Here is a 20,086-nt window from a genome sequence, read left to right as displayed (position 1 = left end):
ATTATTCACCATCAAATGTAAATATTATGGCAAGTAGAAGAGAACTCAAAAAGAATGTAAACTATATCGCAGGAGAATTGTTCACCGAGTGTTTAATCAACAGTATGTTTATCCCCGGCACTGACAAAGCCAAAGCCGACGAGCTGATGGCAGAAGTGCTGAAGATGCAGGATGAATTTCTAAGTCGCATCAGCCATACAGAACCGGGAAATGTGAAAGGTTTTTATAAGAAATTCCGAGCTGATTTTAATGCAAAGATTAACGAGATAATTGACGGTATCGGAAAATTGAACTAAAAGACAGAATGAAGAAAGCAATTTATGGCTTTATCTATTACCGCCTGTTAGGGTGGAAGACAAACGTTACGGTACCCAATTATGATAAATGCGTGATATGTGCCGCGCCACACACAACGAACTTTGACTTATTTATTGGAAAACTGTTTTATGGAGCATTAGGTCGTAAAACAAGTTTCATGATGAAAAAAGACTGGTTCTTTTTTCCACTTGGAATTCTCTTTAAAGCAGTAGGCGGAATTCCGGTAGACCGCAGTCGGAAAACTTCATTAGTCGACCAGATGGTCCAGCATTTTGCTAAATGCAAAAAGTTTCATCTGGCAATTACACCCGAAGGAACCCGTAAAGCGAATCCGAACTGGAAAAAAGGATTTTATTATATCGCCCTTAAAGCTCAGGTCCCTATTGTTCTGATCGGCATCGATTACAGCAAGAAGACCATAACGTCAACAAAAGCAGTTATGCCATCGGGAGATATAAAAGAAGATATGCGCGAGATCAAACTGTATTTTAAAGATTTCAAGGGAAAACATCCTGAGAATTTTGCTCTTGGAGAACTTTAACAATAGGAATTAAGTGTTAAGTATTAAGTATTAACCGTAGTTACCGATATGGTACTTCGCATGGTATAATATTTAATATCTAACACTTAAGACCTAATACTTAATACCTCTTTTTTATGGATTCGATTCGGATTTCTATTATACAAACCGATATCGTTTGGGAAAATAAACAAGAAAATCTCCGTCTGCTCCACGAAAAGCTGCAAAGCCTCCGTGGAACAACGGAGATTGTTGTTTTACCGGAGATGTTTTCTACAGGGTTCAGCATGCAAAGCCAACTACTGGCAGAACCAAATTCCGGTGAAACCATAACCATTTTGAAACAATGGGCTTCTCGATACGGAATAGCCATCTGCGGAAGCTATATTGCAATAGATAACGGACAGTTTTACAATCGTGCCTTCTTTCTCGCACCGGAAGGGACGGAATTTTATTATGATAAACGCCATCTATTTCGCATGGGACGCGAAGCCGAGCATTTTTCTGCCGGTGACAAACGCCTCGTTGTCTCCTATCATGGATGGAATATCTGCTTACTAGTCTGCTATGACCTTCGTTTTCCGGTATGGAGCCGTAATGTAAACAACGAATATGACCTATTAATATATGTAGCAAACTGGCCCATCCCCCGCCGTCTGGTTTGGGACACTCTGCTTCGTGCACGCGCGTTAGAAAATCAGTGCTATGTATGTGGTGTCAACAGAGTAGGTATTGACGGATATCAGCAGAAATACAATGGAGGCAGTGTCATCTATTCGGCTTTCGGAGAAGAAAAGGCCTCCTTACCCGATGATACAGAAGGAATAACGACTGCTACACTTACTCTGAGCAGCCTTCGGCAATTCAGAGAGAAGTTCCCGGTATGGAAAGATGCAGACGAATTTCATCTATAGCATTTGCTATCAAACAAATGTTAAAAACGATTTGAAGCTGCAACAATACCTAGAAGTTAGTAGTTAATTATATAGACTTCTTTTGTATCTTTGTCGTGAAAATACAGTCGTAAGGACTCTAATCTTACATAACTTAATTAACAACTTTATGAAAACAAATCTTAGTTCTCAAATCACTCTCCACAGGGTCTCCCCCAGATACTACAGACCGGAGAATGCATTTGAAAAGTCGGTCTTGACAAGACTCGAAAAAATTCCTACAGACATCTACGAGTCTGTAGAAGAAGGGGCTAACTACATTGCTTGCGAAATAGCACAAACCATCCGCGAAAAACAAAAAGCAGGACGTTTCTGCGTATTGGCACTACCCGGAGGAAACTCACCCAGTCATGTATATTCGGAGTTGATCCGTATGCACAAGGAAGAAGGACTCAGCTTCCGCAACGTGATCGTATTTAATATGTATGAATACTATCCGTTGTCTTCTGATGCTATCAACAGCAACTTCAACGCTTTGAAGGAAATGTTGCTGGATCATGTCGATATTGACAAACAGAATATCTTCACACCGGACGGTTCCATCGCCAAAGATACAATCTTTGAGTACTGCCGTCTGTATGAGCAACGTATCGAAAGTTTCGGGGGCATTGATATTGCGTTGCTGGGGATTGGTCGTGTAGGTAATATCGCATTCAACGAACCGGGTTCTCGTCTGAACTCTACCACTCGTCTGATTTTGCTGGATAATGCATCACGTAACGAAGCATCCAAGATTTTCGGAACGATAGAAAATACTCCGATCAGTTCTATTACAATGGGAGTATCTACTATTCTTAGCGCTAAGAAAGTATATCTGTTGGCATGGGGTGAAAACAAGGCAGCAATGATTAAAGAATGTGTGGAAGGTCCGATAACTGACACGATTCCTGCATCTTACCTGCAGACTCACAACAATGCTCATGTAGCAATCGACCTTTCGGCTTCGATGAACTTAACACGTATCCAGCGTCCATGGTTGGTAACTTCCTGCGAATGGAATGACAAACTGATCCGTAGCGCTATCGTATGGCTGTGTCAGTTGACAGGCAAACCAATTCTGAAGTTGACTAACAAGGATTATAACGAAAACGGTTTGAGCGAACTTTTGGCATTATTCGGTTCTGCATATAATGTAAATATTAAGATTTTCAATGATTTGCAGCATACGATCACCGGATGGCCGGGTGGCAAGCCAAACGCTGACGACACTTATCGTCCGGAGCGTGCCAAACCATATCCGAAGCGTGTCGTAATCTTCTCCCCACACCCGGATGATGACGTAATCTCTATGGGTGGAACTCTCCGCCGTCTGGTAGAGCAGAAACATGAGGTACACGTAGCTTACGAAACTTCCGGAAATATCGCCGTGGGTGACGAAGAAGTAGTTCGTTTCATGCACTTTATCAACGGATTCAACCAAATTTTCAATAACAGTGAAGATTTGGTAATCAGCGAAAAGTATGCAGAAATACGCAAATTCCTGAAAGAAAAGAAGGACGGTGACATGGACAGCCGCGACATCCTGACCATCAAAGGGCTGATTCGTCGTGGTGAGGCTCGTACAGCTTCTTCTTACAACAATATTCCATTAGATCGGGTACACTTCCTTGACTTGCCATTCTACGAAACCGGTAAGATTCAGAAAAACCCAATCAGCGAGGCAGATGTAGAAATCGTGCGCAACTTACTCCGTGAGGTGAAACCTCATCAGATTTTCGTAGCCGGAGACTTAGCTGACCCGCACGGTACACACCGTGTATGTACGGATGCTGTATTTGCCGCTGTCGATCTTGAAAAAGAAGAAGGTGCTAAATGGTTGAAAGACTGTCGTATCTGGATGTACCGTGGTGCATGGGCAGAATGGGAAATTGAAAACATCGAAATGGCCGTTCCTATCAGCCCGGAAGAGCTTCGCGCAAAACGTAACTCTATCCTGAAACACCAGTCACAGATGGAAAGTGCTCCGTTCCTGGGCAATGACGAACGTTTGTTCTGGCAACGTAGTGAAGACCGCAACCGTGGCACTGCAACGCTGTACGACCAGTTAGGACTGGCTTCGTATGAAGCAATGGAGGCCTTTGTAGAATACATACCTCTATAAGAAAGAAGATTCTTAATTAATAGAATATAAAACAATCAAAGAAGAGTGGGCAGTTCGATACTTCCCACTCTTTTTTTGTTTATTTTTGCAGGAGATTTTGCCACAATATATCATGAACTTAGAAGTATTATCAAAGGGGGAAAGTGGCAGATAAATAAAAAGCACCTTATTCATAGGATAAAAACCTAAAGAGTGGAACGATGAAAAAAATAATAGTCTTTCTTCTGTGCCTGACAATGGGCATCAACCTTCTCTTCGCTCAGGATATTGAGAGAAATATAAAAGAGCGTTTAACGGATTACTTTGCCAAATATACAGCAACAGCCAAAATCAGTACACCTAAACTGAACAGTTTCGATATTGATTATGACCGCAGGACAATTCAGATTTACGCTTCAGAAAGTTTCGCTTACCAGCCATTTCTGCCAGAAACAGTAGAAACGATCTACAATCAGATGAAGGAACTCCTCCCCGGTCCGGTGAATTATTTTCAGATCACCATTTATGCAGATGGAAAGCCTATCGAAGACTTAGTTCCCAACTTGTACAGGAGCAAGAAAAAAGATAAGGAACGTATGTCTTTGAACATAGAATACAAAGGTGCTCCATGGGTGAAAAAGATTTCCCGTCCTAACGAAATATCCCGTGGATTGCAAGACCGACACATCGCTCTTTGGCAAAGTCATGGGATTTATTACAAGAATGATAAAGGCAAATGGGGATGGCAACGCCCCCGATTGTTCTGTACAACAGAAGACATGTTCACTCAATCTTTTATTCTTCCATACGTCATTCCAATGTTGGAAAATGCAGGCGCCATTGTTTATACTCCTCGCGAACGGGATACACAAAAAAATGAAATCATCGTTGACAACGATACTCCGAATGCCTCCCTCTATCTGGAAGTAAACAGTAAAAAGGCACGTTGGGCAACTACTTCCGTGAAGGGATTCGCTCAGAAAAAAGCAATTTACAAGGATGGGGAAAATCCTTTCATAGACGGTACCAGCCGATATATTCAGACAGAAAAGAAAAAAAAGAAAAACAAAGATCAGGCATTTGCCGAATGGGTACCTACCCTGCCGGCAACCGGAAAATATGCGGTTTATGTATCTTACCAGACATTACCCAATAGTGTGAGTGATGCCAAATACCTTGTTTTTCATAATGGAGGCGTCACTGAGTTTAAAGTCAACCAGCAAATAGGCGGAGGCACTTGGGTATATCTCGGAACTTTTGAGTTTGACAAAGGAAATAATGACTACGGCATGGTCGTACTCAGCAATGAAAGTAGCGAACATGGCGTAGTATGTGCAGACGCTGTACGTTTCGGAGGCGGAATGGGCAATATTTCACGCGGAGGAAAAATAAGCGGACTACCTCGTTATCTGGAAGGAGCACGGTATTCATCCCAATGGAACGGAATGCCTTATGATGTATATGCCGGACGTAAAGGAGAAAATGACTATACAGACGATATCAATACACGCTCCAATACAATCAACTATTTGTCCGGAAGCTCTGTCTATAACCCCAATCAACCGGGGCTGGGTGTACCTTTGGAAATGACTATGGCACTTCACAGTGACGCAGGATGCAGTAAGAATGATGAAATCATCGGTTCGCTCGGCATTTATACTACCGATTTTAATAATGGCAAACTAAATTCGGGAATAGACAGATATGCTTCACGCGACCTTGCAGATATCCTGCTGACCCAAATTCAGAAAGACATTCGTTTAAACTACCAATCACCATGGACACGCCGTAGTATGTGGAACCGGAACTACAGTGAAACACGACTTCCCGCTATCCCTTCCACTATTATCGAATTGCTCTCTCATCAGAACTTTGCGGATATGCAGCTCGGACATGATCCGAATTTCAAATTTACCGTAGGACGTGCCATCTACAAAGGTATCCTACAGTTTATGAATAGCCAGCATGGTAAAGATTATATAGTACAGCCCCTGCCGGTCAGCAACTTCGCTATCCATTTCGGGAAAAAGAAAAATACACTGGAGCTTACCTGGAAAGGAGAAGATGATCCTTTGGAACCGACAGCCCGTCCACGGGAATATATTGTATATACACGTATCGGTTACGGAGGCTTTGACAACGGGACTCTGGTCAGTAAGCCCTATTATAGTGTAAAAGTAGAACCAGGATTAGTCTATTCATTCAAAGTAACAGCCGTAAACCGGGGAGGAGAAAGCTTCCCTTCTGAAATTCTTTCGGCTTATAAGGCAAAACGTGAGCGTGAAAGAATATTGATTGTCAATGGATTCGACAGAATCAGTGGCCCGGCTGTCATTAATACCCCGGACAGAGCCGGATTTGATCTGGAACAAGATCCGGGAGTACCGTATTTATCAAACATCTCTTTTTGTGGGGCACAAAGCGGATTCAACCGTACACAAGCCGGCAAAGAAGGAGAAGGCAGTCTGGGACACAGTGGCAATGAACTGGAAGGAATGGAGATAGCAGGGAATACGTTTGACTATTCTTTCATTCATGGAAAAGCGATTCAGGCTGCAGGAAAATACAGTTTTGTTTCGTGCAGTGACGAAGCGGTGGAGAATGGAATCGTCACTTTGGAAGACTACCCGATTGTAGACTATATACTGGGACTTGAGAAGGAAGATCCTGCAACCAAAGCTTATTACAAAACCTTCTCTTCACCGATGCAAAGACTGATTACAAGTTACTGCCAATCAGGCGGTAATCTGTTTGTCAGCGGTGCATATGTGGGAAGTGACATGAGCGGAACACAAGGGAACCGGGAGTTTACAGAGAAAGTTCTGAAATACGGTTATCAGAATAGCCTGACAGACAAGACTTCCGGTCAGATCAACGGATTAGGCCGCAGTATTACGATTCCCCGCCTGCCCAATGAGAACAGTTATGCTGTAACAGCACCGGATTGTATTGTTCCGGTAGCTCCTGCATTTCCTGTATTCACTTATGCACGCGGTAATCAGCCGGCAGGTATTGCATACAAAGGAGCGGACTATCGTACTTTCGTACTTGGCTTTCCTTTCGAAAGCATCCAATCGGAAACAGACCGTGCCAGCATTATGGCAGGCATACTAGGTTTCTTTACTCAGAAATAATATCCATTTCGCAAGACTGAATATATGAAATTATAATTAAAGCGAATCAGTAGTTGATTTTTGTTCATTTCCGAAAGGAAATAGAATTGGCTCCATAGTAATTGGATAGCTGTTTTGCTCTCATGCTCTAACTATTCTTCTGCATCTCTTTATTCATCGCTGTTTAAGGTGTGGTAGCAAGTGTGATGGCAAGTATGAGAGCAAGCGGTTGCTCTCACTTTATCACATAGAACAATCGATTATTTTAGAATATCATTATCTGATTTACAGGATGTTAACATCTGATGCGACAATTATTAAGGGCTGACACTTCAGCTATTAATAATTGAAAAATCAGGTAGTAATGCCTAATAATTCATGCATTATTGATTCATAAATGATTCAATGCTTTTCAAAGGACAGGTTGATTGAAACAACTGATACGGTCAAGCCAATCAAATCGTATAGTCAAGTCAATCAAACCTACCGTATCCTCAAGGAGTTTCAACCGCTTGAAACTTTTAGTTTCATACTTTGGAACAAATGGTTTCAAGCAATGAAACTTCTAGTTTCAAGGCATGAAACAAATGGTTTCAACGGTTGAAACAGCTATTGGAGCTAGGGTTTATTGTATAAAATATTAAATATGAGATTTGGTTTACAAACAAGCAGTTCCTCTTCAGTCTTTTATCAAAAATAAAAATAATTTCTAAAAAACATTGTTTCTGCTTAGTCGATATCGCTCTTAAACTGTATTATTATAAAATAAGATACAGTTCTTATTAAATTAACATCATTGTGCATGAACAATATTTAACGCACAATTAAGCTATGAAACACGCTATTCCTTATTTGATATTCCTGTTCATTTTTTTGCAATCCAGCTGCAAAGAAGACAATACTTCTTCAATAGAAGAAATATATGTGGAAACCACTTTCCAATTAAAGGGAGAACTACCCGATATTCTTTTATCTTCATCAGCACCAAATAGCGAAAAACGAGATTTATATGGCATAGATGTTCTTTATGCAGATATGGATGAAACACCATATGCTTATGGACTATTTGATGACTTAAGTCTGGCTAAAGTCAAATTACAAAAAGGTAAGAAATATCTCTTTCGAGTAATGGTAGTACCTAATGGAAAAGAATTATGCTATGACCATTTGTATGGAGATTATATAGATATATTCCGCCGATTAGTTGAAAATTTAGGAATTAGTGCTGGTGAAGCTTGTCCTTTAAACAATGAATTCTATTATCACAAGGAGGTTCATTTCTGGAAATTCAACAATCCTATAATATCGTATTATTACAAAATATATACAGGTTACTTATCTGACTATTTAGCAGAAACAGACAATACCGTTGACATTGACATGAAGGGTATGTTTGGGAATATAAAATTGGAAGCTAAGAATTTGCTCCATGGGCAACTAGAGTTTCAGTTTCTAACTGATTTCGAAATTCCAATCAGTCGATCAGAAACAGACTATAATGAACCCTTGATTTATACTCTTACACCTAATAAAATGGATACAAACTTTATTTATTCACTAAGGTTTTGGGGAAATGGTAATAGAGAAATGCCTGACGACTATTCTTTCACTTCTAATTATATGGTCAGATGGATCGATGATAATGGTAAATCTACAGACTTAGGCGTCTATCCTGTCAAAGTACAAAGAGGACAAGAAACTATTATAAAATTAGATTTGTCTGAACTACTTAAGAAATAATACATTGTTAAACCATATATCTATTAAATTATGAAAATAGCTAGTATAACCGGAGAATTAAAACCAAAATCCGGATATGAATATGATTATCAGATAAAATTTGATGTTACTACAACCAAGTCAAAGTCTTTTCATCTGACTACATTACCGTCAGCTGCTTTTTTTAAAACTTACTGATGGAAGTTGAAGTAACATGATTAATAAGACATGCCCTGCGAAAACTAATTCATTTACAGTTAGACTTCAATGGACAGAAGAGAAATCCGATGTTTTATTAATGGTAAGTGATAATTCAGGTGAAGAGAGTTCTGTTTCACAGCATGTTTAATGGAGAAATAAATTTGCTACCGGGAAAATATTATTTGGTATTCAACGGAGTTAAAATGACAAACGGAGGATTGAGAAATGGACTAATCAACGTAAATATAATTGGGACGGTTCTTTAAAGACATTGTCCATTGATATTAAATAAAGATTCAAAGCCCGGATGAAAATATCCGGGCTTTTTTAATTCGTTTTTCATTTTAAATTCTATCTTTGCTCCTAGTAATAACCCTTAAAACTAAAAAACAATGTATACTATACAAGCAAACCCTAGCGGTACACGCAGCATAGAGGTGTCCAGCGAAAATCTGAAAACAATCGAAAAATATGCCTTGTTCCGTCATCTTATCGATAGTACCGGAATTGTAGACGAACCCGTATTGGATAAACTGAAACTAAATATCCGTTCCCTGATTGCCAGTCAGGAGGAAGACAGCAAAGAACTGCTGGATCTTTGCATCGATGTTATTTATCACAATAACATGAAGGCATTCGGTCTGCAGCAGCTCATCAAACTCTATCTCACCTGGCTTTCTACTCAGGATGCGGAAGAGGAGGAAGAATAATGATTACGGTAGATACCTGTGGAACAACCGCTTATAATCCTTTGATTCCTGCAATCAAAGCTATATGTGAGGCTCCTTTCGGTGAAACGCTCGAAATTATCATGAATCATGCAGATGCTTTCCAAGATTTAAAGGAATATCTTTCTGAGCAAAGCATCGGTTTTCGTGAGATTTATGACGGAGAGCAAATGACATTGCAATTTACAATCAATGAGAAGTTTTGAAAAAAGATGTAGCGTCTTTTGAAAAAACATCTAAATGATTACGGTTAAACATCCCAATGAATAAAAAAATCATTGGGATGTTTTTTATTATCCGTATCTTTGCGGCATGAAAGAATATCGATTGACCGACTGGTTACCTACCACCAAGAAAGAAGTGGAACTCCGCGGATGGAATGAGCTGGATGTCATTCTCTTCAGTGGAGATGCATACGTGGACCACCCCTCCTTCGGACCTGCCGTTATCGGGAGAATCCTCGAGGCGGAAGGCTTGAAAGTTGCTATCATCCCCCAACCCAACTGGCGTGATGACCTACGCGACTTCAAGAAACTCGGACGTCCCCGGTTATTCTTCGGAATCTCTGCCGGATGCATGGATTCGATGGTAAACAAATACACAGCCAATAAACGTCTGCGCAGCGAGGATGCATATACACCGGACGGTCGCCCGGATATGCGCCCCGAATATCCTTCTATCGTATATAGTCAGATACTGAAGAAGCTTTATCCGGATGTACCCGTTGTGCTGGGAAGTATAGAAGCCAGCATGAGACGCCTGAGTCATTATGATTATTGGCAAGACAAAGTACAAAAGAGCATATTGTGTGATAGCGGTGCCGATATGCTGATATACGGTATGGGAGAAAAACCGATTGTGGAATTGGTTCAGCAAATGAAAAATCAACTTTCCACAAAAGAATCACCATTGACCGGTAATGAGCTTAAAAAAATAGCTGCAGGCATACCACAAATAGCATATCTCAGTCGCGCATCCGAGTGGACACCCGCTGAGGATGACATCCAGCTCTATTCACATGAAGAGTGTCTGGCAGATAAAAAAAAGCAAGCCAGCAATTTTCGTCACATTGAAGAAGAATCGAATAAATATGCTGCTTCCCGTATCACTCAGGCAGTAGATAATAAAATCGTAGTGGTAAACCCGCCTTATCCTCCGATGAGTCAGGAAGAACTCGACCATGCATTTGATTTGCCTTACACCCGTCTGCCTCATCCCAAATACAAAGGCAAACGGATTCCCGCATATGATATGATTAAGTTTTCCATCAATCTTCATCGGGGATGTTTCGGAGGATGTGCATTCTGTACAATCTCTGCGCATCAGGGAAAGTTTATCGTCAGCCGCAGCAAGAAATCGATTCTGAATGAGGTGAAAGAAGTAATACAGCTACCCGATTTTAAGGGATACTTGAGCGATTTGGGCGGTCCGTCCGCTAACATGTATCAGATGAAGGGAAAAGACGAATCGATCTGTAAAAAGTGCAAGCGTCCATCCTGTATCCATCCTAAAATATGTCCGAACCTAAACTCGGACCATCGTCCCTTGCTGGATATATACAAGGCCGTAGATGCCTTGCCCGGCATAAAAAAATCATTTATCGGTAGTGGGGTGCGTTACGATTTATTGCTGCACCAAAGCAAAGATGCTGCCATCAACCGCAGTACCAACGAATATACCCGTGAATTGATCGTCAATCATGTAAGTGGCCGATTGAAAGTCGCGCCTGAACACACCAGCGACCGAGTTTTATCCATTATGCGTAAACCATCTTTCGATCTGTTTGAAACTTTCAAAAAAATATTCGACCGTATCAACCGGGAAGAGAATCTACGTCAACAGCTCATACCGTACTTTATCTCTTCACACCCCGGCTGCAAAGAAGAAGATATGGCGGAACTGGCTGTCATCACCAAACGACTGGACTTTCATCTGGAGCAAGTACAGGACTTTACCCCTACTCCGATGACCGTAGCCACCGAAGCATGGTATACCGGATTCCATCCATATACATTAGAACCTATATTCAGCGCCAAAACTCAACGGGAAAAACTGGCTCAACGACAGTTCTTCTTCTGGTATAAACCGGAAGAACGGAAGAATATTCTGAACGAGTTGAGGCGTATCGGACGGCAGGATCTGATAGATAAGTTGTACGGGAAGAAGAAGTAAACGAGAACTTTAAAACAGCCTCCCTATTGACTTTCCCTTTTAAATTTCGTATATTTGTAGAAATGAATAAGGAATTAAAAGTATGGAGCGTACAAAAGTAAAGACATAAAGATATAGTTTACATGCGCATGAGTGCATGAGAAGAAATAGGAATGGGGTGAATTCTGCAAAGATTTCGCCCCTTTTTGTTTAATTTATTCCTCTATTTTTAAAGAAAATCATCCAATAGAGTTTATAATAAACTTGGGACCCGTTTATTATAAACGTCATCACTATTTATTATAAACTCAATCCTGATTTATGAAGTGAGTTGTACAAGAAAGAGAAATAGAAAATCCTGTATTACAGAGGTATGGTATCAAACACCAATATATTCATACAAATTATTAATATGACATACTTTTACTAATGCCTTCTATTCTTTCACCGGCAACGCCACAATCTCTTGCAACACACTAACCGCAGTTTCCACATTGGTCACATCCTTAATCAACATACTCCGCCTTCCGTTCTGTTCACGCAAGTCACAGCGACGAGTATATTTCATCATGTAGTCTATCATTTTACCAAACGCCTGACTTTGATAGAATGGACTATCTGCATTCGAAACAAAGAATAGCGTCATACGCCCGCCCTTCAAAAAAACTTTTTCCACTCCCAGACGTGTTGCCAACCGACGAAGGGGAACGATGCGAAGCAATTCCTGTGTTTCCGGCGGAACAGGTCCGAAACGGTCTTCCAACCGGAAACGGAAATCATCCACGTCTTTATCCAGCGTCAGCCCGTCCAGTTCGCGATAAAGCAACATACGCTCGCTGCTACCCGTCACATAAGTTGCCGGCAACAGAAGTTCAAGATCACTTTCTATCTGACATTCGTCAACGAATCCTTCTCCACTAATCTGACCTTCTCCCTTTATCTCATCCGCATACAGTTCAGCAAACTCATCGTTCCTCAGCTCATGGACTGCCTCAGCAAGTATTTTCTGGTACGTTTCATACCCCAAATCGGCGATAAAGCCACTTTGCTCCGCTCCGAGCAGGTTTCCGGCTCCACGTATATCCAAATCCTGCATAGCGATATGGATGCCACTGCCCAAATCACTAAAATTCTCGATCGCCTGCAAACGCCGTTTTCCTTCTGCTGTCAGACTGCTCAACGGAGGAGCCAGCAGATAACAGAAAGCCTTTTTATTACTACGCCCTACCCGACCACGCATCTGATGAAGGTCACTCAACCCAAAGTTCTGTGCCTGATTGATAATGATCGTATTCGCATTCGGGATATCAATGCCACTCTCTATAATTGTAGTCGCCAAAAGCACGTCATAGTCATAATTGACAAAATCAAAGATGATCTGTTCCAACTGTGCGGGCTCCATCTGTCCATGACCGATGGCAACACGGCAGTCGGGAATATGACGTTCGATCATTGCTTTAAGTTCCGGTAGGTTCGCAATCCGGTTATTGACAAAGAAAACCTGCCCGTTACGGCTCATCTCAAAATTAATCGCATCTGTAATCACTTCCTCATTGAAGGTATGTACCTCCGTTTGAATCGGATAGCGATTAGGCGGAGGCGTAGAAATGACACTCAAGTCACGGGCTCCCATCAATGAGAACTGAAGTGTACGGGGAATTGGAGTAGCCGTCATAGTCAATGTATCAACATTCACCTTTAATTGCCGTAGTTTCTCCTTAACGGAAACGCCGAATTTCTGCTCTTCATCAATAATCAGTAAGCCTAAATCCTTAAACTGAACATCTTTCCCCAGAATACGATGAGTTCCGATAAGAATATTGACTTCTCCTTCCCTCAGTCCTTTCAATACGGCTTTGGATTGAGCTGCCGTACGGGCACGACTCAAATATTCCACCCTACAGGGCAAATTCTTCAAACGTTCGCGGAATGTCTGGAAATGCTGATAGGCAAGAACGGTTGTCGGCACTAAAACAGCTACCTGCTTATTATCGGCTACGGCTTTGAAAGCTGCACGAATAGCTACTTCCGTCTTCCCAAAGCCAACATCTCCGCATACCAGACGATCCATCGGACGTTCACTTTCCATATCTGCCTTTACATCCATAGTTGCCTTGCTTTGATCGGGAGTGTCTTCATAAATGAAAGAGGCTTCCAGCTCACGCTGCAAAAAACTGTCGGGACTATAAGAAAAGCCTTTTTCCTGACGGCGCTGCGAATACAATTTAATAAGGTCACGGGCAATATCCTTAATTTTAGCCTTTGTACGGTCTTTCAGTTTCTCCCATGCACCCGTACCCAGTTTGTTCAATCGCGGAGCTTCCCCGTCCTTTCCTTTATATTTCGAAACTTTGTGCAAAGAATGAATGGAAACGAATACGACATCCTCATTCTGAAAGACAAGCTTCAACACTTCTTGCGTAGTATCTCCATTCGGAATGCGTACCAAACCGGAAAACCGACCGATACCATGATCTGTATGAACCACATAGTCACCCGGAGTAAACTGATTCAACTCTTTGAGAGACAGAGCTACTTTGCCCGAACGAGCCTTATCACTTTTCAAGTTATACTTATGAAAACGGTCGAACAGCTGATGGTCCGTAAAAACACAAAGATGCAGCGTATGATCCACAAAACCTTCATGTATCGTACGTTCTACCGGAGTAAACTGAATCTTATCTCCCCTATCTTCAAAGATTGCCTTGATACGGTCGGTCTGTTTAGTGCTGTCACTACAGATATAAAGCGAATATCCCTGCTCCAGATAGTCTTTGAAAGAACCGGCTACCAAATCAAAGTTTTTATGAAAAATAGGCTGTACGGCGGTGCTGAAAGTAATGCTGGCATCCGGTGTACCGGTTGGCTTATTTCCAAACTCCATCCGACGAAAATCAAGGGCGCGCACTGTAAATTCACTGCCGTCTATCAGTTTACCTTCCAACGTGATACCACCATTTTCCTCAGCTTCCTGCACGGCAATAGCCTGTGGAGTCAAAGCCTCATCATGTACTACTTGAATACGCTCGCGCAACCAAAGGAAATCACGCATAGCCAAAATAGTTTCCTTTGGAATAAAATCAAGAAAAGAGGTTGTTACCTCTCCGGTCACAGCCAGATCAGGAACAATAGCTACTCCCTCCTTTTTCTCACGGGACAACTGCGACTCTACTTCAAATGTACGGATACTTTCTACTTCATCTCCGAAAAAGTCAATACGGTAAGGATATTCCGAGGCAAAAGAAAAGACATCAATAATACTGCCCCGAACAGCATATTGTCCGGGCTCGTACACATAATCTACATATTCAAAACCGTAACTATGCAATACGTCTGTGATAAAAGTCGTATCCAGCTTCTCGCCAACATTCAGTTTCAATGTTTTGTCACTCAACTCTTTGCGTGATACCACTTTTTCTGCCAACGCATCCGGATAGGTAACAATACACAAACCTTCTTCTCCTTTCTGCAAACGGCTCAGCACCTCTGTACGCAATATTTCGTTAGCTGCATCCTTTTGGCCGTATTTAATGGAACGGCGGAATGAAGAAGGAAAGAAAAGCACTTTCTCGGTTCCCAGTATTTGCGTCAGGTCATGATAGAAATATCCCGCTTCCTCCAGATCGCCAAGCACAAAGACAAATGGACACACATCCTGTTTCACCAATACGGAAGAAAATAAGGAAGCGGAAGAAGCACACAGCCCCCCGCAAAAAATAGTTTGAACAGACACATCCTTCAACAGTCGCTCCATGACTGCAGTATTAGGATGAGCGGCATATCGTTGTTGTAGCTCGGTTATCGTCATAAATATCCACATTAATTCACCACCAATTGCACGGATTCACACAAAACAGAAACTGCTTGTGTCAACCAGTGTAATAATGGTGTAAATTCCGCCACAAAAGTACTAAATAATCCTTAGTTTTATTCATAACTAAAGGAAAAGCGCTACATTTGTCTTAAAAATAGGACTTCTATGCAATTATCAGATAGCATCGTTATTATCCCGACCTATAATGAACGGGAGAATATAGAAAATATTATCCGTGCCGTTTTCGGATTAGACAAGGTATTCCATATTCTGGTAATAGAAGATGGATCTCCGGACGGCACCGCAAGCATCGTGAAAACGTTGCAACAGGAATTTCCCGAACGTCTCTTTATGATCGAACGTAAAGGAAAATTAGGACTGGGCACTGCCTACATTGCAGGATTCAAATGGGCATTGGAGCACGCCTACGAATATATCTTCGAGATGGATGCCGATTTCAGCCACAATCCGAATGATTTGCCCCGTTTGTATGCAGCTTGCGCAGAAGAAGGAGGGGATGTATCCGTCGGCTCCCGTTATGTAAGTGGTGTGAATGTGGTCAACTGGCCGATGGGCCGGGTGTTGATGTCCTATTTTGCATCCAAGTATGTCCGCTTCATTACCGGCATTCCGGTACATGATACGACTGCCGGATTTGTATGTTATCGCCGTCAGGTACTGGAAACGATAGATTTGGATCATGTCCGTTTCAAAGGATATGCTTTTCAGATCGAAATGAAATTCACAGCATATAAATGCGGATTCAAGATCATAGAAGTTCCCGTCATCTTTATTAATCGCGAACTGGGGACCTCCAAGATGAATAGCAGCATCTTCGGGGAAGCCATATTCGGAGTGATCAAGTTAAAAATAAATAGTTGGTTCCATAAATTCCCGCAAAAGAAATGAAACGTATACTGATAGAAAACGCCGTAATTGTCAACGAAGGAAGAAAAGTTCCCGGAAGTGTTGTTATTGAAGGTGAAAAGATTGCCGAAATCTTAGTTAACGGCCAAACAGTTGCTATGCCTTGTGACGAAACGATTGACGCGTCCGGCTGCTATCTTCTGCCGGGAGCTATTGACGAACACGTGCATTTCCGTGATCCGGGATTGACCCATAAAGCAGATATCACTACGGAAAGTCATGCTGCGGCAGCCGGAGGAGTTACTTCGATAATGGACATGCCGAACACGAATCCACAGACCACAACTCTGGAAGCACTGGACGAAAAGCTGGCTTTATTGGCAGAAAAATCATCAGTCAATTTCTCCTGCTACTTCGGAGCGACCAACAATAACTATCCATTATTCAGCCAATTGAATAAAAGCCGGGTATGTGGTGTGAAGTTATTTATGGGTTCCAGCACAGGAAATATGCTGGTAGACCGGATGGCAAGTCTGCGAAATATCTTCGGAGGTACAGACTTACTGATTGCAGCGCATTGCGAGGATCAGGGAATCATTAAAGAAAATACGGATAAATATAAAAAAGAATATGGTGATGATGTCCCTCTGGCACTTCATCCGATCATCCGTTCGGAAGAAGCATGTTATCGTTCTTCTGCACTAGCAGTGCAACTGGCACGCGAGACCAACGCACGTCTGCATATCATGCACATCTCTACTGCCAAAGAACTGAGTTTATTTTCTAAGGCTCCTTTGGCAGAAAAGCGTATTACCGCTGAAGCCTGTGTTTCTCATTTAATCTTTACCGAAGAGGACTATCAGACTCTGGGCGCACGAATCAAATGTAATCCCGCCATCAAAACAGCAGAAGACCGGAAGGCTTTGCAGGAAGCAGTCAATAGCGGTCTGATTGACGCTATTGCAACCGACCACGCCCCACATTTACTAAGCGAGAAAGAAGGAGGAGCATTAAAGGCCATGTCCGGAATGCCAACTATACAATTCTCCTTAGTCAGCATGCTCGAATTGGTAGATAAGGGTGCTTTTAGTATCGAAAAGGTAGTAGAAAAAATGTCGCATGCCCCCGCACAAATGTATGAGATACAAAATCGTGGATTTATCCGGAAAGGGTATCAGGCAGATTTAGTTCTAGTCCGTCCCGACAGTGAGTGGACTGTTACTACAGACTGCATCCTGAGCAAATGTAAATGGAGCCCGCTGGAAGGCCATACATTCAACTGGAAAGTAGAAAAAACATTTGCGAACGGTCACCTGTTATATGATAACGAAACCATTGACGAGAATTACCGTGGACAAGAATTGTTTTTCAAACGGTAAATAACAAGTCAACGTTATATATGTAATTTCAGGCACGGATGACACGGATCAACGCGTTTTTTAATAGCCTAATTTCTTCAAACCGTGAAATCCGTGTCATCCGTGCCTAGTTTTTATTCATCACATACTTATGATATGATTTTATCTTATAAGATACATAATGTTGCTCCCTATATTAATTGGATTTACTTTTTCCATGCATGGGGATTCCAACCTCGTTTTGCAGCCATCGCCAATATTCACGGATGTGACGTTTGCCGCGCCTCATGGCTGACCACTTCCCCGGAAGAAGACCGCAGCAAAGCTTCTGAGGCTATGCAACTGTTTAAAGAGGCCAACCGGATGCTGGATTCGCTTGACAAGGATTATGAAGTAAAAACGATCTTCAAGCTCTGCAAGGCAAATTCGGACGGAGATAATCTGGTGATTGAGAAAGGGACCAATCAATCCATTATTTTCCCTTTGCTCCGCCAGCAGACACCCAAACGGGACGGTAGTCCGTTCCTTTGCCTGAGCGACTTTATCCGCCCACTCTCTTCCGGTATTCCGGACACAATAGGCGCCTTTGCCTCTTCCATTGATGCAGATATGGAAGGTCTGTATCAGCAGGACCCTTACAAGCATTTACTTGTCCAAACCCTTTCCGACCGTTTGGCAGAAGCCGCTACGGAGAAAATGCATGAGTATGTACGCAAAGAAGCATGGGGATATGCCAAAGATGAAAGCCTGTCCATGTCCGATTTATTGGTTGAAAAATACCAAGGAATTCGCCCTGCAGTAGGCTACCCATCCCTCCCCGACCAATCCATCAATTTCTTGTTGGATGAACTGCTGGATATGAAACAGATAGGAATCACGCTGACTGAAAACGGCGCCATGTACCCACATGCTTCCGTTTGCGGGCTTATGTTCGCCCATCCGGCTTCCGAATACTTTTCTGTCGGAAAGATAGGTGAAGATCAACTGGAAGATTATGCCCGTCGCCGGGGAAAAAGTATGGAGGAAATGCGAAAATTCCTGGCTGCCAATCTGCAATAAATTTCGTTTACTTGTGATTTTTCTCCTTTTCACACGACTAACTAACCAGAAAAGTAACCCATTTAATTCATGAGAGAACGAACAACAGAGGCAACTAATCCCATTGAGCAGGAGTTCTTATCGGTCATCCGCGAATATGAGCGGGTGATTTACAAGGTATGCTACTTATACACTAACCCTAACGCCCCGCTCAATGATCTTTACCAGGATGTGATACTTAACCTCTGGAAAGCCTACCCCAAGTTCAGGAAAGAATGCAAAATATCCACATGGATTTACCGTATTGCCCTGAATACGTGTATCAGCTTTTTCCGCAAAGAAAAGAATGTACCGGAAATCGTTACTCTCACCTACGAAACTGACTGGGTAATAGAAGAACATGATCCGATCCACGAAATGCTGAGGCAACTTTATCAAATGATTAATCAGCTGGGACAACTCGACAAATCAATCATTCTGCTTTATCTTGAAGACAAAAGTTATGAAGACATTGCAGAAATCACCGGACTAACGGTAACAAATGTAGCTACCAAACTGAGCCGTATCAAAGACAAACTAAAAAAAATGAAAAAGGAGTAATCATATATGGAATTGGAAGAACTGAAAAAATCATGGAATGCCTTGGATGAGCACTTAAAAGACAAAGAGCTGATCAAAGAGGAAGAACTTGGCAAACTGATAGGACATGCAGACAAAAGTATCCATGCCATTGCCCGGCTGAATATCAAACTGATTTTGATTTCTTTACCGGTTTTGGTCTTATTCCTGCTGGAAGTCCTGTTGCATGGCAGACTGAACCCAATCTATATTATCATCATTCTGTCGTGGATTCCCGCACTCTACTGGGACATCATTACTACACGTTTTCTACAACAAACGAAAGTAGATGAGATGCCGCTGATAGAAGTGATCAGCCGTGTCAACCGCATTCACCGATGGATGATCCGGGAACGTTTAATCGCAACAGCTTTCCTCCTTATATTGGCAGTACTTTCATTTATCTATTGGCAGATATGGCAATATGGAATAGGAATAATACTGTTTTTTATTTTGCTATGGGGAGCTGGTCTTGGTCTGATCTTATGGATTTATCGCAAGAAATTCCTAAATCGTATTCAGGAAATCAAGAAGAATCTGGACGAACTTAAAATCATTGACAATTAAATGACTCATCAAAGCTCTTCGCCTGCTTTAATTAAGAATTT

Annotated in this window: 15 protein-coding genes; 14 read left to right on the top strand and 1 reads right to left on the bottom strand. The window is 41.9% G+C overall.

From position 1 onward, the window contains the following. Positions 1 to 26: 26 nt before the first annotated feature. The 9 genes from K6V30_RS14285 to K6V30_RS14245 all read left to right on the top strand — a co-directional run bounded on the left by K6V30_RS14285 (position 27) and on the right by K6V30_RS14245 (position 11,804). Positions 27 to 296, top strand: a complete 270-nt coding sequence (locus K6V30_RS14285; protein WP_029425478.1) for a hypothetical protein — start codon at positions 27 to 29, stop codon at positions 294 to 296. Between the two features lie 8 nt (positions 297 to 304). Beyond that, on the top strand, positions 305 to 859 hold the full coding sequence (locus tag K6V30_RS14280; protein ID WP_010537534.1) for a 1-acyl-sn-glycerol-3-phosphate acyltransferase: 555 nt from the start codon (positions 305 to 307) through the stop codon (positions 857 to 859). A 116-nt stretch (positions 860 to 975) separates the two neighbouring features. After that, complete coding sequence (locus K6V30_RS14275; protein ID WP_055269203.1) at positions 976 to 1,752, top strand: amidohydrolase; 777 nt, start codon at positions 976 to 978, stop codon at positions 1,750 to 1,752. Between the two features lie 148 nt (positions 1,753 to 1,900). Then, positions 1,901 to 3,892, top strand: a complete 1,992-nt coding sequence (locus tag K6V30_RS14270) for a glucosamine-6-phosphate deaminase (protein ID WP_010537532.1) — start codon at positions 1,901 to 1,903, stop codon at positions 3,890 to 3,892. 200 nt (positions 3,893 to 4,092) lie between these two features. After that, the gene (locus K6V30_RS14265; protein ID WP_055269204.1) at positions 4,093 to 7,005 is read left to right on the top strand and encodes a golvesin C-terminal-like domain-containing protein; all 2,913 of its coding nucleotides are present in this window, start codon (positions 4,093 to 4,095) and stop codon (positions 7,003 to 7,005) included. A gap of 810 nt (positions 7,006 to 7,815) precedes the next feature. Beyond that, positions 7,816 to 8,724 carry a hypothetical protein gene (locus K6V30_RS14260; protein WP_055269205.1) on the top strand — a complete coding sequence of 303 codons (909 nt, stop codon included), beginning with the start codon at positions 7,816 to 7,818 and terminating at the stop codon, positions 8,722 to 8,724. A 572-nt stretch (positions 8,725 to 9,296) separates the two neighbouring features. Further along, positions 9,297 to 9,614 carry a hypothetical protein gene (locus tag K6V30_RS14255; RefSeq protein ID WP_008760554.1) on the top strand — a complete coding sequence of 106 codons (318 nt, stop codon included), beginning with the start codon at positions 9,297 to 9,299 and terminating at the stop codon, positions 9,612 to 9,614. Beyond that, positions 9,614 to 9,838 (top strand): sulfurtransferase TusA family protein, encoded by a 225-nt coding sequence (locus K6V30_RS14250; protein ID WP_010537528.1) that lies wholly within the window; start codon positions 9,614 to 9,616, stop codon positions 9,836 to 9,838. Before K6V30_RS14255 ends, K6V30_RS14250 begins: the two co-directional genes overlap by 1 nt. Before the next feature lie 106 nt (positions 9,839 to 9,944). Beyond that, the gene (locus K6V30_RS14245) at positions 9,945 to 11,804 is read left to right on the top strand and encodes a YgiQ family radical SAM protein (protein ID WP_055269206.1); all 1,860 of its coding nucleotides are present in this window, start codon (positions 9,945 to 9,947) and stop codon (positions 11,802 to 11,804) included. A 415-nt stretch (positions 11,805 to 12,219) separates the two neighbouring features. Here K6V30_RS14245 and mfd read toward each other — a convergent pair whose 3' ends face one another. After that, positions 12,220 to 15,591, bottom strand: a complete 3,372-nt coding sequence (mfd, locus tag K6V30_RS14240) for a transcription-repair coupling factor (protein ID WP_055269239.1) — start codon at positions 15,589 to 15,591, stop codon at positions 12,220 to 12,222. A 171-nt stretch (positions 15,592 to 15,762) separates the two neighbouring features. Between mfd and K6V30_RS14235 the strand changes: the two genes are divergently transcribed. The 5 genes from K6V30_RS14235 (at position 15,763) to K6V30_RS14215 (ending at position 20,045) form a co-directional block, all read left to right on the top strand. Next, a complete protein-coding gene (locus K6V30_RS14235) occupies positions 15,763 to 16,506 on the top strand; it encodes a polyprenol monophosphomannose synthase (protein ID WP_010537524.1) in 744 nt (247 codons plus the stop codon). After that, positions 16,503 to 17,843 carry a dihydroorotase gene (locus tag K6V30_RS14230; protein WP_055269207.1) on the top strand — a complete coding sequence of 447 codons (1,341 nt, stop codon included), beginning with the start codon at positions 16,503 to 16,505 and terminating at the stop codon, positions 17,841 to 17,843. The genes K6V30_RS14235 and K6V30_RS14230 overlap by 4 nt, the downstream gene beginning before the upstream one ends. Positions 17,844 to 17,978: 135 nt before the next feature. Next, a complete protein-coding gene (locus tag K6V30_RS14225) occupies positions 17,979 to 18,881 on the top strand; it encodes a vitamin B12 dependent-methionine synthase activation domain-containing protein (protein WP_055269208.1) in 903 nt (300 codons plus the stop codon). Positions 18,882 to 18,950: 69 nt separating this feature from the next. Continuing rightward, positions 18,951 to 19,460: an RNA polymerase sigma factor gene (locus K6V30_RS14220; protein WP_010537521.1), complete on the top strand. Its 510-nt coding sequence runs from the start codon at positions 18,951 to 18,953 to the stop codon at positions 19,458 to 19,460. A gap of 6 nt (positions 19,461 to 19,466) precedes the next feature. Continuing rightward, entirely contained in the window at positions 19,467 to 20,045 is a 579-nt protein-coding gene (locus K6V30_RS14215) for a membrane protein (RefSeq protein WP_010537520.1), read from the top strand. The last annotated feature ends 41 nt before the right edge of the window (positions 20,046 to 20,086 follow it).

The organism is Bacteroides faecis (assembly GCF_020091505.1).
GTDB classification, from domain to species: domain Bacteria; phylum Bacteroidota; class Bacteroidia; order Bacteroidales; family Bacteroidaceae; genus Bacteroides; species Bacteroides faecis.
The sequence above is the reverse complement of the archived record's forward strand: the minus strand, read 5'-3'. Positions and strand labels throughout refer to the sequence as shown.

Excerpts from the sequence above, each read along its gene's own strand:
- K6V30_RS14255 (WP_008760554.1), top strand. The coding sequence starts at position 9,297 with ATGTATACTATACAAGCAAACCCTAGCGGTACACGCAGCATAGAGGTG.
- K6V30_RS14215 (WP_010537520.1), top strand. The coding sequence starts at position 19,467 with ATGGAATTGGAAGAACTGAAAAAATCATGGAATGCCTTGGATGAGCAC.
- K6V30_RS14285 (WP_029425478.1), top strand. The coding sequence starts at position 27 with ATGGCAAGTAGAAGAGAACTCAAAAAGAATGTAAACTATATCGCAGGA.
- K6V30_RS14230 (WP_055269207.1), top strand. The coding sequence starts at position 16,503 with ATGAAACGTATACTGATAGAAAACGCCGTAATTGTCAACGAAGGAAGA.
- K6V30_RS14260 (WP_055269205.1), top strand. The coding sequence starts at position 7,816 with ATGAAACACGCTATTCCTTATTTGATATTCCTGTTCATTTTTTTGCAA.
- K6V30_RS14245 (WP_055269206.1), top strand. The coding sequence starts at position 9,945 with ATGAAAGAATATCGATTGACCGACTGGTTACCTACCACCAAGAAAGAA.
- K6V30_RS14275 (WP_055269203.1), top strand. The coding sequence starts at position 976 with ATGGATTCGATTCGGATTTCTATTATACAAACCGATATCGTTTGGGAA.
- K6V30_RS14270 (WP_010537532.1), top strand. The coding sequence starts at position 1,901 with ATGAAAACAAATCTTAGTTCTCAAATCACTCTCCACAGGGTCTCCCCC.
- K6V30_RS14265 (WP_055269204.1), top strand. The coding sequence starts at position 4,093 with ATGAAAAAAATAATAGTCTTTCTTCTGTGCCTGACAATGGGCATCAAC.
- K6V30_RS14250 (WP_010537528.1), top strand. The coding sequence starts at position 9,614 with ATGATTACGGTAGATACCTGTGGAACAACCGCTTATAATCCTTTGATT.
- K6V30_RS14280 (WP_010537534.1), top strand. The coding sequence starts at position 305 with ATGAAGAAAGCAATTTATGGCTTTATCTATTACCGCCTGTTAGGGTGG.
- K6V30_RS14235 (WP_010537524.1), top strand. The coding sequence starts at position 15,763 with ATGCAATTATCAGATAGCATCGTTATTATCCCGACCTATAATGAACGG.
- mfd (WP_055269239.1), bottom strand. The coding sequence starts at position 15,591 with ATGACGATAACCGAGCTACAACAACGATATGCCGCTCATCCTAATACT.
- K6V30_RS14225 (WP_055269208.1), top strand. The coding sequence starts at position 17,979 with ATGATTTTATCTTATAAGATACATAATGTTGCTCCCTATATTAATTGG.
- K6V30_RS14220 (WP_010537521.1), top strand. The coding sequence starts at position 18,951 with ATGAGAGAACGAACAACAGAGGCAACTAATCCCATTGAGCAGGAGTTC.